Below are 13,995 nucleotides of genomic sequence, written 5' to 3' on the forward strand. Positions count from 1 at the left end.
GGCACGGTGCGCGTTTCCCAGAGTTTCAGACGCCGAGGCGCAAGATCCTGTGCTGACCGGTGGCGAAACCGATATGTTTCTGCTCCATGTAGAACTCGAACGACCAGTCGCCGCCATCCCTCCCGATGCCGCTGGCTTTGACGCCGCCGAACGGAGTCGGCAGGTGGCGGACGTTTTCGCTGTTCACCCAGATCATGCCCGCTTCAAGTGCTTCGGTGAAGCGCAACGCCCGTGTCAGGTCGTTGGTCCAGACATAACCGGTCAGGCCGTATCGGCTATCATTCGCCAGTTTCAGAGCCTCATCTTCGTTCTGGAACCGGATCGCGGTCAACACGGGGCCAAATATTTCCTCCTGCGCGATGGTCATGCCGTTGGTCGCGTTTGTGAACAGCGTCGGCCGCACGAACCATCCCTTGTCGCCGACCCGTGTGCCACCTGCTGCGATGATCGCGCCTTCTTCCCGGGCGGTTTCAAAAAACGAGGTCACCTTGTCGAAATGAACCTGGTGGATCAGGGGGCCGATCTCGGTCTCGGGATCCAACGGATGGCCGACGCGGATGCGGTTAACCCGGTCGGTCAGCCTGGCCAGAAAGGCGTCGGCTACCGAGTCCTGGATCAGCAGGCGCGAGGACGAGGTGCAGCGTTCGCCGTTCAGCGAATAGATCATGAAGATTACCGCATCGAGCGCGCGGTCGAGATCGGCGTCGTCGAAGACCACGACCGGGTTCTTGCCGCCCAGTTCGAAATGCACCCGTTTCAGCGTGTCGGCGCCTTGTTTCATGATCATCGAACCGGTCCTGCTTTCACCGACGAAGGCGATGGCCTTGATGTCCGGGTGCTCGGTCAGGCGCTTGCCCGCATCCTCGCCGAAGCCGTTGACCAGGTTCCAGACGCCATCGGGCAGGCCGGCCTCATGCGCGATCTCTGCCAGGATCCGGGCGGTCAGCGGTGAAAATTCGGCCGGTTTGTGGACCACCGTACAGCCCGCCGCTAGCGCGGGCGCGATCTTCCATGTGCTCAGCATGAAGGGCGTGTTCCACGGCGTGATCACGCCGACCGGCCCGATCGGGACGCGCGTGGTGACGTTCATCAGCGTGCGTGACGGCAAGTTCTGACCGTCCCGCGCAGCGGGGGCACGGTCGGCGAAAAAGCGGAAATTCTCGGCCCCACGCAACGCGGCCTTGGACATGAAGCGCAACGCCTGCCCGGTATCCCAGCATTCGCACAGCGCGATTTCCTCGGCGCGCTCGACGATCAGATCGGCGATCCGGTGCAGGATTTGCTTGCGCTCCGGGGCGGGCATGTCGCGCCAGGCGGGGAAGCCCGTTTTCGCCGCTTCGGCGGCTGTGTCCACATCCTCGGGACCGCTGCGCGCAACCGTGCAGATCGGGCTTTCATCGACCGGCGAACGGGTTTCGAACGTCGCCCCCGAAGCCGAGGGGACCGACGCGCCGCCGATAAGGTTCCTGATCCCGTCGGTGCGGAAGCGCGCGAGATGGGCGTCCAACTTCCTGATGTTGGCGTCAAGTTCGGTCATTTCCGGTCCGCCCCTTTCAGATGCTCGCTGATGGTGCCGGTCTTGGGGGAAAGCTCCGGGTCGATGTCTCGCATTTCCATCGACAATGCGACGGAATGCTCGCGCATCGCCGGGGCCAGGAAACCCTCGGCCGCGGCAAAAATACGCGCTGCCGCCGCCTTGCGCGTCGCCAGATCGCGCCCGCCGCGAAGCCGCACCGTAATGTCGACATATCCGTGTTGCGGACCGCCATCCCCGATCGCTGCATGATCCGCACGCATCGCGCGCACCCGGATGCCCGCGACGGGAAAGACGCCGGTTTCGATCGCCGCTTGCCTCAACGCCTCGCACAGACCGGCCAGGTCCGTGCGCTGCTCCATGTTCGCGGAGTAATCCACGATGATGTGCGGCATGGTTTCCCCCTTTAATTAACATGTGAAGTATTTTTCTGATTCTGTCAACCGCGACTTCAATCCCCAGTTGCAGCGCAGGACGAATTCGGCAAAGATTCTCTATGCCCAGCGACTTGCCGCTCACCTCCCGATCCTTGCCAATCGCGCTGCTGCGCGCCCGTGAAAGCGTCATGGGGCCGATCCGGACGATGCTTGCCGATGTTGACATCACCGAACAGCAATGGCGGGTTTTGCGGGTGCTTCAGGAAGAAGGGCCGCAGGATCCGACCCGGATCGCCCATCGCGCCTGCCTGCTCTTGCCGAGCCTGACGCGCATCCTGCAGAAGCTTGGTGAAAAGGGGCTGATCGACCGGCAGCCGGATCCCGATGACCGCCGCAAGCAGATCATCCGCATCACCGACGACGGCCTGAAGATCATCCGGAACAACCTGACGGCCAGCATTCAGGCTGCCGAGCGGATCCGGGCGCATCTTGGGCCGGAGCGGTACGAGGCCCTGCTGGACCTGCTGAACGAATTGAACGACATGGACAACTGACACCGGGTTCGCCGCTCGGGGTTCAGTTGCGGATGGCCCGACGGGTTTCAAAGCCAAATCGTGTTGAGGTTTGCAAGTCCCCGCCGGAGAGGAGGGGGTTCCCTCCGGCGGGGTGGCCAGGCCTGATATCAAGTGTTCGCCTGACCGGCGACCGGCTTCGTCTTGGACTTGCGCGACGGTCCGGCCCAAGCATCAAGGCGCATTAGAGGTCAAAAATGTGACCCGTGTTGTTCCAGAGAAACCAGGGGGTCGGCTCTCTGAATGACGCGCCCTGAAGCGTTCGAATTTTGATGCCCCTTTGTCCCGCTGTGTTCAATACCTTCCCTTTCGTTAACCTTTGTGGCGCCGGAAATTCCGACGGATGCAGGTGCGTAAAAGAAGTGAAGGGGCCATGATTCAGCCCCCCGGAATCGCAACATTCCCGCCGCGTCTTGCCGGGTAGGTTCCTGTGGATAACTGTAGCACAGCCGCTCCGTGTTCCAACCCCCCAAGTTATTAAGTTTCTGTCACGATCCTGTGCCTTTTTTTCTTGCCCATCATATTGGGGGAAGCAGACAAACACCTACAATCCATACACGCAGGCAATCGGGCCGTTCACCATGCGGGCTTTTGGCGATATCACTCTATTTGGCGCGCTCCGGGCCCAATAATGGACCTCGGAAACATAACAAGATGGGGAGTCCCGCATGACCGAAAGCCTGTTCACCCTGCCCGCGGTTCCCGGAATTCCGGTCAACGGCGAGAGCGCCACCTACCCGATCGGCCGGATATTCTGCGTCGGCAGGAACTATGCCGCGCATGCTGCTGAAATGGGGCATGAAGTGGATCGCGAGGCACCCTTCTATTTCACCAAATCCGCCTCCAACGCGGTCCTGTCGGGGGCATCGGTCCCCTATCCGCCGGGAACCGAGGACTACCACCACGAAATGGAACTGGCGGTCGCGATCGGGCGCGAGGTTTTCAGGGCAGACGCGCAGGACGCCTGGAAAGCGGTCTATGCCTATGGCTGCGCCCTCGACATGACCCGGCGGGACTTGCAGATCCGCGAGCGCAACAAGCAACGCCCGTGGGACCTGGGCAAGGATGTCGAAAACGCCGCCGTCTTTGCTCCGCTGACCCGGGCCGAGGCCTGGTCCCCGGACGATGACAAACGCATCCATCTTGAGGTGAACGGCATGTCGCGCCAGGACGCGACACTGGCCGAACTGATCTGGAAGATCGACGAGATCATCCGTCACTTGTCGGGCTTCTATCATCTGCGGCCGGGCGACCTGATCCTGACCGGCACACCGGCCGGCGTCGGGCCGGTCGTCGCGGGCGACGTCATCACCGGCGGCGTGGACGGTCTGGACCCGATCGAACTGACGCTGACAGGGGCCGAATAGGACCGGTTTTCCCCCGGCTGATTGCCCAACGCTGTCAATTCACGAGTGTTTTGCACAGCCCGCCGAAACAGGACGCTTGCGTAGAGCCCGGGTTCGGTTGCAGTCTGAGGACATCGGAAAGCACACACGATACCCCGTCGCGGCCGTGTCGGTTTGCGGGGGTGGAAGGAGATGGATCGGCCTGGCGGCGGGCCCTGGGGTGAAGACCCCGGCATCCGCAGCGGGACGAATACTGGCAGTATATTGCAATATACAAGAAAATTCGCATTATATTGCCACAATAATGGGTCAAAGGGAGGATAACATGACCTATCGGAGAACGCTTCTGAGCATGATCGGCGGGGTCGCCGCGGCGGCTCTGGCCACCGGCTTCAGCGCGGGATCGGCGCTGGCCCAGGAGGTCACGCTGAAACTGCATCAGTTCCTGCCGGCGCAGGCCAACGTGCCGAAACTGGTTCTGGACGTCTGGGCGGACAATGTCGAAAAGGATTCGGACGGCCGCATCAAGGTGGAACGCTATCCCTCGATGCAGCTGGGCGGCAAGCCGCCGGAACTGATGGACCAGGCGATCGACGGCGTGGCCGATGTCGTCTGGACTGTGGTCGGCTACACGCCCGGGCGCTTCCCCTCGACCGAGGTGTTCGAACTGCCGTTCATGATGACCAATGCCCGCGCCGTGTCGCGCGCCTATTGGGAAATGTTCGACAAGCACATGAAGGATGACGAGTTCAAGGACGTCCACATCCTTGCCACCTGGGTGCATGGGCCCGGCATGATCCACACCGCCGACCCTGTCGAAAAGCCCGAGGATCTTCAGGGGATGAAGATCCGCGGCGGTTCGCGCTCGGTCAACTCGCTCCTGACCAAGCTGGGCGCGACCCCGGTCGGTATGCCGGTGCCGGCGGTACCCGAGGGCCTGTCGAAAGGCGTCATCGACGGAACCACGATCCCATGGGAAGTGACCACTGCGCTGAAAGTGCCGGAACTGGTCGAGAACCACACCGAGTTCGATGGCCGTGCGCTCTACACGCTGACCTTCGTCCTGGCGATGAACAAGGACAAGTACGAGAGCCTCCCGGATGATCTGAAGAAGGTGATCGACGACAATTCGGGGATGGAATTCTCGGTCTTCGCGGGCGGCACCCAGGCCGACGCCGATGGTCCGGCCCGGCAGGTCGCCGAGGATCTGGGCAACAACATCATCACCATCGACGAAGCCGGTGTCGAAGAGTGGCGCCAGTTGGCCCAGCCGATCTATGACGAGTGGATCGCCGACATGAACGCCAAAGGCAAGGACGGTCAGGCGCTGCTTGAAGAGGCGCAGATGCTGATCGAGAAATACACGCCGGAATACACGAACTGATCCGGCGCAGAACCGACGGCGGCGGCGCGCGGGCGCCGCTGCCGGAACGGCCCCGAAAAAGATCGAGGACCAATGCATAAACTGATGATGGGGTTGGCCAGAACATTGGCCATCATCGGCGGGATCGTCCTGAGCGCCCTGATCCTGCTGACCTGCCTGTCCATTCTGGGCCGGCTGCTGAACGGGTTCTTTCACGGCGGCTTCATGCAGAGCGTCGCCCCCGGTTTTGCCGACTGGGCGATCGGAATAGGCGTGGGGCCTGTCAACGGCGACTTCGAACTGGTCGAAGCCGGGGTGGCCTTCGCCATCTTCTGTTTCCTGCCGCTCTGCCAGATCACGGCGGGCCATGCGTCGGTCGACATCCTGGCGAACACCTTTCCCAAGGGCGTGAACCGCTTCCTGCGCATGGTGACCGAAATCGTCTTCGCCGCGGTTCTGGTCCTGATCGCGTGGAAGCTGTTCGACGGGATGCTGAGCAAGAAGGAATACGCCGAGACGACCTTTCTGCTGCAGTTCCCGATCTGGTGGGCCTATGCGCTCAGCTTCGTAGGGTCCCTGGCGGCGGCGATCGTCGGCATCTACATGGCCGGCGTCCGCACCTATGAATTCTTTACCGGCCGCATCCTGATCTGGGACGGCGTGGAGGCGACCCATTGAGCGCGCTTGAAATCGGAATCGCGTCATTCCCGGCGCTGATGGTGCTGATCTTTCTGCGGGTGCCGATCGGGCTGGCCATGTTCCTCGTTGGGCTCGTTGGCCTGGTCCTGGTGACCGACGGTACCCAGGTGGCCTTCGCCCGCCTCAAGAACGAGACCTACACGACCTTTTCCAGCTATTCGCTGACCATCGTGCCGATGTTCCTGCTGATGGGGCATTTCGCGACGCTGGGCGGCATGTCCAACGCGCTGTTCAAGGCCGCCGAAGGCTGGCTTGGCCATCGCCGGGGCGGCGTCGCCATGGCTTCGATCGGGGCCTGCGCCGGGTTCGGCGCGATCTGCGGCTCGTCGCTGGCCACGGCGGCCACGATGGGCCGGGTCGCCTTGCCCGAACTCCGGCAATACGGCTATGCGGGCGGGTTTTCGACCGCCACTCTGGCCGCGGGCGGCACGCTGGGCATCCTGATCCCGCCCTCGGTGGTGCTGGTGATCTACGCGATCCTGACCGAGCAGAACATCGCCAAGCTGTTTCTCGCCGCCTTCATCCCCGGCATCATGGCCGCCGTAGGCTATGTGATCGCCATTTCCATCTACGTGCGGCTCTATCCGGAAAGCGCGGGCACGCGCCCGGCGGTTCCCTATTCCGAACGTTTCGCGGCGTTGCTGCAGGTCTGGCCGGTGCTGCTGGTGTTCGGGCTGGTGGTGGGCGGCATCTACCTTGGCTGGTTCACCCCGACCGAAGGCGCGGCGGTGGGCGCATTCGGCACGGGCGTGATCGCCTTTTTCAATGGCGGCCTGACGATCTCGACGTTGGCAGACAGCTTCATCGTCACGGCCCGCTCGACGGCAATGATCTTTTTCATCGTGCTGGGCGCGGGGTTCTACAACGGCTTCCTCGCGCTGACGCAGGTGCCGCAGGAATTGTCGAACTATGTCGTCAGCCAGGGACTATCGCCCTTGATGGTGCTGGCGCTGATCCTGTGCTTCTACCTTGTCTTCGGCTGCCTTATGGACAGCCTGTCGATGATCCTGCTGACGATCCCGATCTTTTTCCCGGTGATCTCGGCGATGGATTTCAACCTGATCTCGCTTCCGGCCATGCAGGCCGAAGCGGCGATGGACGTGCTCAAGAACGGCGTACCCGAGGGCATGGGCGCTGAAATGCTTGCCTCGATACAGGAGGCGATCGCCAGCGGCGCGGAGCTGACCCGCGAGCAGATGAAGGAACTGGGCATCCGCGTCACGCAGGGCATGGCCAACCGCATCGAGGCCGAGCATGTCGCGATCTGGTTCGGCATCCTGGTGCTGATCGTGGTCGAGGTGGGGCTGATCACGCCGCCGGTCGGGATGAACCTGTTCATCATCAACGCCATGGACCGGGCCACGCCGATGATCGAGACCTACAAGGCGGTCATGTTCTTCGTGGCGTCGGACATCATCCGGGTCATCGTTCTGGTCGCCTTCCCGGCGATCACGCTGTTTCTTCTGCCGGGCTGAGCCGCGCTCGGCGGTCTTTGAACAAGAAAGCCCCGTGGCATCGCGGGGCGGGAGGGAATAATGGCGGGCTATGTAGAGCATGAGGTCATCCGCGAGGATGCCGGTGACGGCGTGATCCTGTTGCGCTCGGCCCATGCCCTGCCGGAACCGGCCCGCAAGACGACGGACTGGCTGCATCAATGGGCGGAGGAACGCCCCGATGCCGTGTTCCTGGCCGAACGCAGCGGACCGGGTTGGCGTGAGTTGCGCTATGCCGAGGCGCTGGATCGGGTGCGGGCCCTTGCGGCAGGTCTGCTGGCGCGCGGGCTGGATGCGGATACACCCATCCTGATCCTGTCCGGCAACAGCGTCACGCACGGCTTGCTCTCGCTTGCCGCGCAGTATGTTGGCATTCCGACCGCGCCGGTGGCCGAACAATACTCGCTGATCCCCGGCGCGCTCAAACAGCTTCACCACATCCTCGACCTGATCGATCCGGCCATGGTCTTTGCCGAGGACGGCGCAACCTTTGCCGAGGCCTTGGGCATGGACAAGATGGCCCGCCGTCAGATCGTGGTGGGCCGCAACCCCGGCCCCGGCATGGCCCTGTTGTCCGACCTGACGCGGGAACAGGCAATGGTCGAAGAGGCCGCCGCGAAGGTCGGTCCCGAAACCGTGGCCAAGATCCTGATGACCTCGGGATCCACATCGAACCCCAAGGGCGTGCTGACGACGCAGGCCATGCTTTGCGCCAACCAGGCGCAATACCGGCAAGCCCTGCCTTTCCTGTCCGAGCGCCCGCCGCGTCTGGTCGATTGGTTGCCATGGAACCACGTCTTTGGCGGCTCGAACAATTTCAACCAGATGCTCGCCTTTGGCGGCGCGCTCTACATCGACGACGGCAAACCGATCCCGGCCCTGATCGGCAAGACGTTCGAGAACAACCGGATCATGAACGGCACCATCGCCTACAACGTGCCGGTGGGCTATGCCCAGTTGCGCAACGAGATGCAGCGGGACGAGGCGCTCAAGCGGAATTTCTTCGCCGATCTCGACATGCTGTTCTACGCCGGCGCCTCGCTTTCAGCGGATGTCTGGCGGGATCTGAGCGACATGGCGCTGGACGTCCGGGACGAAGCACCGCTGATCACCACCTGCTGGGGAATGACCGAAACGGCGCCCGCCTGCATCTTCCAGCATTTCCCGGCCAACCTGCCGGGCATCGTCGGCGTTCCGTTGCCGGGCGTCACGGTGAAACTGGTGCCGGAAGAGGGCGAGCGCTACGAGGTTCGGGTCAAGGGGCCCAACATCTTCCCGGGTTACTTCCGCGATCGCGAAAAGACCGCCAGGGCATTTGACGCCGACGGGTTCTTTTGCAGCGGCGACGCCATGACCCTTGTTGACCCTGGCGACGCCAACCGGGGATTGCGTTTCGACGGGCGGATCTCGGACGATTTCAAACTCGCCTCGGGCATCTGGGTCCGGGCGGCCGCGCTGCGTCTGGAACTGCTGGCGGCGCTGGCGCCGTTGGCCGCGGATGTGATCGTGACGGGCGAGAACCGATCCGAGGTCGGGTTGATGATCGTGCCGACGCCTGCCATGTCCGACGGGCTGGAAGGCTTGGACGGCGCCCTGCTGGCCGGGGAAAAAGCGCGGGACATCGCCGCCCGTCTTGCCCGGGCCAATGGCGACAAGGGATCGTCCGCCAGCATCACGCGCGCCGTCATTCTGGCCGAGCCTCCTTCGATGGCGGAGGGCGAGATTACGGCCAAGGGCAACCTGAACTTCAGGAAACTGCTGGATCGCCGCGCTGTGTTGGTGTCGCGCCTCTACGGCGCCGGTGATCCCGCGGTCATTCACGTGCAATAAATTGCAAATCTGGAGGCGCCAATGCTGCAATATCTTGCATAAATCCATCCGGGATGCATTATTGCCCGCAGGGGACAGACGCGAGCGGGACGGCAGGAGGACCAACCGCTCGCAGCCCCTGCGCGTCACGTGGGAGGAGTGAATATGAGCGGAAACGCCGCGCTGTATTTTGTGGATCGCCATGTGCGCGACGGGAACGGCGACCGGCCGGCATTCCGGGAAGCGGCCGGGCAGAAACGGGCGATGACCTATGGCGAACTGGCGGACGCCACAAACCACGTCGCCGGCGCACTCGGCCGCGCCGGGATCCCGCGCGAGGCGCGCGCGGCGATGCTGGTTCTGGACCAGTTGGAGTTCCCCCAGATCTTCTGGGGCTGCATGAAGGCGGGCGTGGTGCCGGTTCCGCTGAACACGCTGCTGACGACGCAGGTCTACGACGTGATCCTGAACGACAGCCGCGCCTCCTGCCTGTTCGTGTCCGAAGAGCTTTGGCCGGTCGTGCAGCCCGCCGCCGAGGCATCGCCGCACCTGAGCCATATCGTCGTGATCGGCACGGCGCCGGAAGGCAGGCAAAGCTTTGCGGATTTCGTGTCGGGCGCTACGCCGATGCCGGCAGTCGCTGCGTCCGAGGATGACGTTGCCTTCTGGCTGTATTCCTCGGGATCCACTGGCCAGCCCAAGGGAGTGCGGCACGTCCATGGCAGTCTCAAGGCCACCGCCGATGCCTACGGCGCGCGGGTTCTGCAGATCGAGCCGGACGACGTGGTGTTTTCAGCGGCCAAGCTGTTCTTCGCTTACGGGCTGGGCAATGCCATGACCTTTCCGATGTCCGTGGGGGCCGAAACGGTGCTGTTCAACGGCCGACCCACTCCCGACACCATGGCCGAGATCATTGCCGCCGAAAAACCCACCATCTTTTGCGGCGTTCCGACGCTTTACGCCGCCATGGTTGCGCAGCTGGAAAGCCGGGGCGTTCCCGACGTGAAACTGCGCCGATGCATCTCGGCTGGGGAGGCGTTGCCTGAAGAGATCGGGCGCGGCTGGCGGCGGCTTTGGGGCGTGGACATTCTCGACGGGGTCGGTTCGACGGAAATGCTGCATATCTTTCTGTCCAACGCTCCGGGCGACGTGGCCTATGGCACGTCCGGCCGCCCGGTCCCGGGCTACGAAGTGCGCCTCGTGGACGAGGACGGCAAGGATGTGGGCGCCGGCGGGCTTGGCGAGCTTCTGGTGCGCGGCGCTTCGGCGGCGGACGGATACTGGAACAAGCGCGACAAGAGCCGTGCCACGTTCGAGGGCGAATGGACCCGGACTGGCGACAAGTACGAGCTGGCGGCAGACGGGCGCTATGTCTATTGCGGGCGGACCGACGACATGTTCAAGGTCTCGGGCATCTGGGTTTCCCCCTTCGAGGTGGAACAGGCGCTGGTATCACACCCGGCCGTACTCGAGGCGGCGGTCGTCGCCGCGCGCGATCAGGATGGGCTGGAAAAACCCAAGGCCTACATCGTGCTGAAACAGGCCAAGGCCGACGGCCTTGCCGACGAGTTGCGCGAGTTCGTCAAGGACAAGGTCGGCAAGTGGAAATATCCCCGCTGGATCGATTTCGTCGAGGATCTGCCCAAGACCGCAACCGGCAAGATCCAGCGATTCAAACTGAGGGAGGAACCGTGATGTTCGAATGGAGCCGAACCCCGGCCAGCCCCATGAATGTGAAGGGCGTCGCGCTGGAATACGCCTGTTTCGGCCCGCCACCGTCCGAGGCGCCGACCATAGTATTGCTGCACGAAGGGTTGGGCTGCGTCGCCCTGTGGCGGGATATCCCGGAACTGCTGTCCGAACGAACAGGGCTGGGCGTGCTGGCCTACTCCCGCCAGGGCTACGGGCAATCCGACCCGGCCGACCTGCCGCTCCCGCTCGATTTCATGACGCGCGAAGCGGTGGATGTGCTGCCTCGTGTTCTCGAGCAGTCAGGAATTCGCCGCTGCATCCTGTTCGGCCATTCCGACGGGGCGACGATCGCCGCCATTTACGCGGGCAGCGTCGAGGATCACAGGGTGCGGGGCCTGATCCTCGAAGCGCCGCATTTCTTCACCGAAGAGATGGGGCTGCGGGAAATCGCCCGGGCGCGCGACAGTTTCGCGGCATCGGACATGCGGGACAGGATGGCGAAATATCACCGCGATCCCGAAGGCGCCTTTCGCGGCTGGTGCGACACCTGGCTGGATGCTGGCTTCAAGGGCTGGAACGTCTCCGAGGTAATCGACTACATCCGCGTGCCGATCCTCGCCATCCAGGGGCGCGGCGACCAATATGGCACCCTCGCGCAGATCGACGAGATCGAAACCCGCGCCTATTGCCCTGTCGATACCGCGGTTCTCGATTGCCAGCACGCGCCGCATCACGAGGCGCGCGAGGCCACTCTGGAGGCGGTTTCGGAATACTGCGCCCGGCTGCTGCGCATCGAGGCGGCCGAGGTTGCACCGGCCTGAGCAGTGGAACTGACCCTTCCCGCAAACGCCTACGTGCCGGGCCGGACCGCAAGGCACCCCGAGGACACCTTTGCCGCACTTTGCGGGACGGTTGCGCAAGGGATGAACATCCGCGACATCGCCGCTTCCGACGCATGGCGCGCGGGATGGGTTCTGTTGGATCGCGGCTATTTCTGGGAAGCCCACGAGGTCTGGGAACCGGTCTGGCTGCACCTGCCGCCAAACTCGGCCGAGCGCCAGTTCGTGCAGGCCTGCATCCAATTCGCCAACGCCTGCCTGAAAGAGCGGATGCAGCGGCCCGCGGCCGCGCTGCGGCTATGCGGCCTGGCGCGGGAGCGGCTTGCCGCAGCCGGATCGGGATCCGGATCGCGGATCATGGGGATCGATACGGCGGAACTCCACTCGCGCCTAACTGCGCTGCGTGAGCGACTCAGGAACACTGCAACATAATGCATACTTAATCCCGAGGCAAATCTTGCATTTTAAGATCATTTTTCCAAATCCTTGATTTTAAACGACACTATGTATGCATTATTTTGCCAGCCAAGTCTTGCCGCCCATGACTTAACATACTAAAGTGCGGCCTGCCGCCAAAGTGAGGATCCCGGAATGTCCCAGCGCATCGACTTTCAGACCGACCCCACTAGATACCGCCACTGGCGCGTCGAATATGACGGCGAGGTCGCCAACCTCTACATGGATGTCGACGAAAAGGGCGGACTGTTCCCCGGCTACGAACTGAAACTGAACTCCTACGACCTCGGGGTCGATATCGAACTGGCGGATATCGTGCAGCGAATGCGCTTCGAGCATCCCGAGGTGAAGGTCGTGGTGATGCAATCCGGCAAGGACAAGGTGTTCTGCGCCGGGGCCAACATCCGGATGCTCGGCGGGGCCAGCCATGCGCACAAGGTGAACTTCTGCAAGTTCACCAACGAAACCCGCAACACCTTCGAGGCGGCCGAGGCGGATTCGGGTCAGAAATACATCGCGGCCGTCAAGGGTTCCTGCGCCGGCGGCGGATACGAACTGGCGCTGGCCTGCAACCATATCATTCTGACCAATGACAGCACCTCGTCGGTGGCCCTGCCCGAGGTGCCGCTGCTGGCAGTGCTGCCGGGGACCGGCGGTCTGACCCGGGTGACCGACAAGCGCAAGGTGCGGCGCGATCTGGCCGACGTGTTCTGCTCGGTCGAAGAAGGCGTGCGCGGTCAGCGCGCGGTCGATTGGAAACTGGTGGACGAGATCGCCCCGAACTCGAAATTTGACGAGGTGGTGCAGGAACGCGCCCGCAAGTTCGCCGCGGCATCGGCAAAGCCGTCCGGCCTGAAAGGTATCGTGTTAGAGCCGATTTCCCGCAGTTTCGGCGAGGATGGGTCGGTCATCTATTCCCTGGTCGAAGTCGCGGTCGACAGGGATGCAGGCCGGGCCACCATAACCGTCAAGGGCCCCGACGAGGACGCCCCCGCCGACATGGATGCGCTACAGTCGCAGGGGTCGCAGGCATGGATCTTGCGCCTTGCCCGGGAACTGGACGACGCCATCCTGCACCTTCGGCTGAACGAGCGCGAACTGGGCCTGATCGTGTTTCAGACGCAGGGCGATCCGGTTCGGGTTCTGGCCCATGAAAAGCTGCTCCTCGACAATTCGGGCAACTGGCTGGCGAACGAGATCCTGCAATACTGGAAACGGGTCCTTAAGCGGATCGACATGACATCACGCAGCCTCGTGGCGCTGGTCGAGCACGGATCCTGCTATGCGGGCGTTCTGGCGGAACTGCTGTGGGCGGTGGACCGGTCCTACATGATGCTGGAGGAGTTCGAAGGCGACAACCGCCCGCTGGCGTCGATCACGCTGAGCGACGGCAACTTTGGCACCTACCCGATGGGCAACGACCTGTCGCGTCTGGAAACACGGTTCTGGGGCGACCTCGACGCGGTGGAAACCCTCAAGGAACATGTGGGCAGGCCGCTCGAGGCGGAAGACGCCGAGGAGCTTGGGCTGGTCACCTATGCCTATGACGACATCGACTGGGAGGACGAGGTGCGGATCTTCCTCGAGGAGCGCGCCAGCTTCTCGCCCGACGCGATGACGGGAATGGAGGCCAACCTGCGGTTCGCCGGTCCCGAAACGATGGAAACCCGGATCTTCGGCCGCCTGACCGCCTGGCAGAACTGGATCTTCCAGCGCCCGAATGCGGTGGGTCCCGAAGGCGCCTTGCAGCGTTACGGCACCGGCCTGCGCGGCGAATACAACATGGAACGTGTGTGAGGGGCGCTGGCCCTTTGT

The 13,995-nt window shown here is 63.2% G+C and carries 12 protein-coding genes; 10 read left to right on the plus strand and 2 right to left on the minus strand.

All coding sequences use genetic code 11. From position 1 onward, the window contains the following. Positions 1 to 25: 25 nt before the first annotated feature. Positions 26 to 1,537 (minus strand): 5-carboxymethyl-2-hydroxymuconate semialdehyde dehydrogenase, encoded by a 1,512-nt coding sequence (hpaE, locus tag FGK63_RS12590; protein WP_138842745.1) that lies wholly within the window; start codon positions 1,535 to 1,537, stop codon positions 26 to 28. Next, positions 1,534 to 1,929, minus strand: coding sequence for a 5-carboxymethyl-2-hydroxymuconate Delta-isomerase (locus tag FGK63_RS12595; RefSeq protein ID WP_138842747.1), 396 nt, complete (start codon positions 1,927 to 1,929; stop codon positions 1,534 to 1,536). Before FGK63_RS12595 ends, hpaE begins: the two co-directional genes overlap by 4 nt. Before the next feature lie 101 nt (positions 1,930 to 2,030). On the opposite strand from FGK63_RS12595, the gene hpaR reads away from it, so the two are divergent. The 10 genes from hpaR to boxC all read left to right on the plus strand — a co-directional run bounded on the left by hpaR (position 2,031) and on the right by boxC (position 13,977). Then, positions 2,031 to 2,465 carry a homoprotocatechuate degradation operon regulator HpaR gene (hpaR, locus tag FGK63_RS12600; RefSeq protein ID WP_138842749.1) on the plus strand — a complete coding sequence of 145 codons (435 nt, stop codon included), beginning with the start codon at positions 2,031 to 2,033 and terminating at the stop codon, positions 2,463 to 2,465. A gap of 686 nt (positions 2,466 to 3,151) precedes the next feature. After that, positions 3,152 to 3,850 carry a fumarylacetoacetate hydrolase family protein gene (locus tag FGK63_RS12605; RefSeq protein WP_138842751.1) on the plus strand — a complete coding sequence of 233 codons (699 nt, stop codon included), beginning with the start codon at positions 3,152 to 3,154 and terminating at the stop codon, positions 3,848 to 3,850. A gap of 304 nt (positions 3,851 to 4,154) precedes the next feature. Beyond that, on the plus strand, positions 4,155 to 5,213 hold the full coding sequence (locus tag FGK63_RS12610; protein ID WP_138842753.1) for a TRAP transporter substrate-binding protein: 1,059 nt from the start codon (positions 4,155 to 4,157) through the stop codon (positions 5,211 to 5,213). 72 nt (positions 5,214 to 5,285) lie between these two features. Next, positions 5,286 to 5,870 carry a TRAP transporter small permease gene (locus tag FGK63_RS12615; RefSeq protein ID WP_138842755.1) on the plus strand — a complete coding sequence of 195 codons (585 nt, stop codon included), beginning with the start codon at positions 5,286 to 5,288 and terminating at the stop codon, positions 5,868 to 5,870. Beyond that, on the plus strand, positions 5,867 to 7,366 hold the full coding sequence (locus tag FGK63_RS12620) for a TRAP transporter large permease (RefSeq protein WP_138842757.1): 1,500 nt from the start codon (positions 5,867 to 5,869) through the stop codon (positions 7,364 to 7,366). The genes FGK63_RS12615 and FGK63_RS12620 overlap by 4 nt, the downstream gene beginning before the upstream one ends. 60 nt (positions 7,367 to 7,426) lie before the next feature. Then, positions 7,427 to 9,214, plus strand: coding sequence for a feruloyl-CoA synthase (locus tag FGK63_RS12625; protein WP_138842759.1), 1,788 nt, complete (start codon positions 7,427 to 7,429; stop codon positions 9,212 to 9,214). A gap of 144 nt (positions 9,215 to 9,358) precedes the next feature. Beyond that, positions 9,359 to 10,888 (plus strand): benzoate-CoA ligase family protein, encoded by a 1,530-nt coding sequence (locus FGK63_RS12630; protein WP_138842761.1) that lies wholly within the window; start codon positions 9,359 to 9,361, stop codon positions 10,886 to 10,888. Continuing rightward, positions 10,888 to 11,706, plus strand: coding sequence for an alpha/beta fold hydrolase (locus tag FGK63_RS12635; protein ID WP_171052638.1), 819 nt, complete (start codon positions 10,888 to 10,890; stop codon positions 11,704 to 11,706). The genes FGK63_RS12630 and FGK63_RS12635 overlap by 1 nt, the downstream gene beginning before the upstream one ends. A 3-nt stretch (positions 11,707 to 11,709) precedes the next feature. Beyond that, on the plus strand, positions 11,710 to 12,156 hold the full coding sequence (locus tag FGK63_RS12640) for a DUF309 domain-containing protein (RefSeq protein ID WP_138842763.1): 447 nt from the start codon (positions 11,710 to 11,712) through the stop codon (positions 12,154 to 12,156). A 159-nt stretch (positions 12,157 to 12,315) separates the two neighbouring features. Next, the gene (gene boxC, locus FGK63_RS12645) at positions 12,316 to 13,977 is read left to right on the plus strand and encodes a 2,3-epoxybenzoyl-CoA dihydrolase (protein ID WP_138842765.1); all 1,662 of its coding nucleotides are present in this window, start codon (positions 12,316 to 12,318) and stop codon (positions 13,975 to 13,977) included. The last annotated feature ends 18 nt before the right edge of the window (positions 13,978 to 13,995 follow it).

It is taken from the genome of Ruegeria sediminis (assembly GCF_005938215.1).
In the GTDB taxonomy this organism is placed as follows: Bacteria; Pseudomonadota; Alphaproteobacteria; order Rhodobacterales; family Rhodobacteraceae; genus Ruegeria; species Ruegeria sediminis.

Bases quoted from the DNA above. Each gene is read 5' to 3' on its own strand.
- hpaE (WP_138842745.1), bottom strand. From the start codon at position 1,537: ATGACCGAACTTGACGCCAACATCAGGAAGTTGGACGCCCATCTCGCG.
- FGK63_RS12595 (WP_138842747.1), bottom strand. From the start codon at position 1,929: ATGCCGCACATCATCGTGGATTACTCCGCGAACATGGAGCAGCGCACG.
- hpaR (WP_138842749.1), top strand. From the start codon at position 2,031: ATGCCCAGCGACTTGCCGCTCACCTCCCGATCCTTGCCAATCGCGCTG.
- FGK63_RS12605 (WP_138842751.1), top strand. From the start codon at position 3,152: ATGACCGAAAGCCTGTTCACCCTGCCCGCGGTTCCCGGAATTCCGGTC.
- FGK63_RS12610 (WP_138842753.1), top strand. From the start codon at position 4,155: ATGACCTATCGGAGAACGCTTCTGAGCATGATCGGCGGGGTCGCCGCG.
- FGK63_RS12615 (WP_138842755.1), top strand. From the start codon at position 5,286: ATGCATAAACTGATGATGGGGTTGGCCAGAACATTGGCCATCATCGGC.
- FGK63_RS12625 (WP_138842759.1), top strand. From the start codon at position 7,427: ATGGCGGGCTATGTAGAGCATGAGGTCATCCGCGAGGATGCCGGTGAC.
- FGK63_RS12630 (WP_138842761.1), top strand. From the start codon at position 9,359: ATGAGCGGAAACGCCGCGCTGTATTTTGTGGATCGCCATGTGCGCGAC.
- FGK63_RS12635 (WP_171052638.1), top strand. From the start codon at position 10,888: ATGTTCGAATGGAGCCGAACCCCGGCCAGCCCCATGAATGTGAAGGGC.
- boxC (WP_138842765.1), top strand. From the start codon at position 12,316: ATGTCCCAGCGCATCGACTTTCAGACCGACCCCACTAGATACCGCCAC.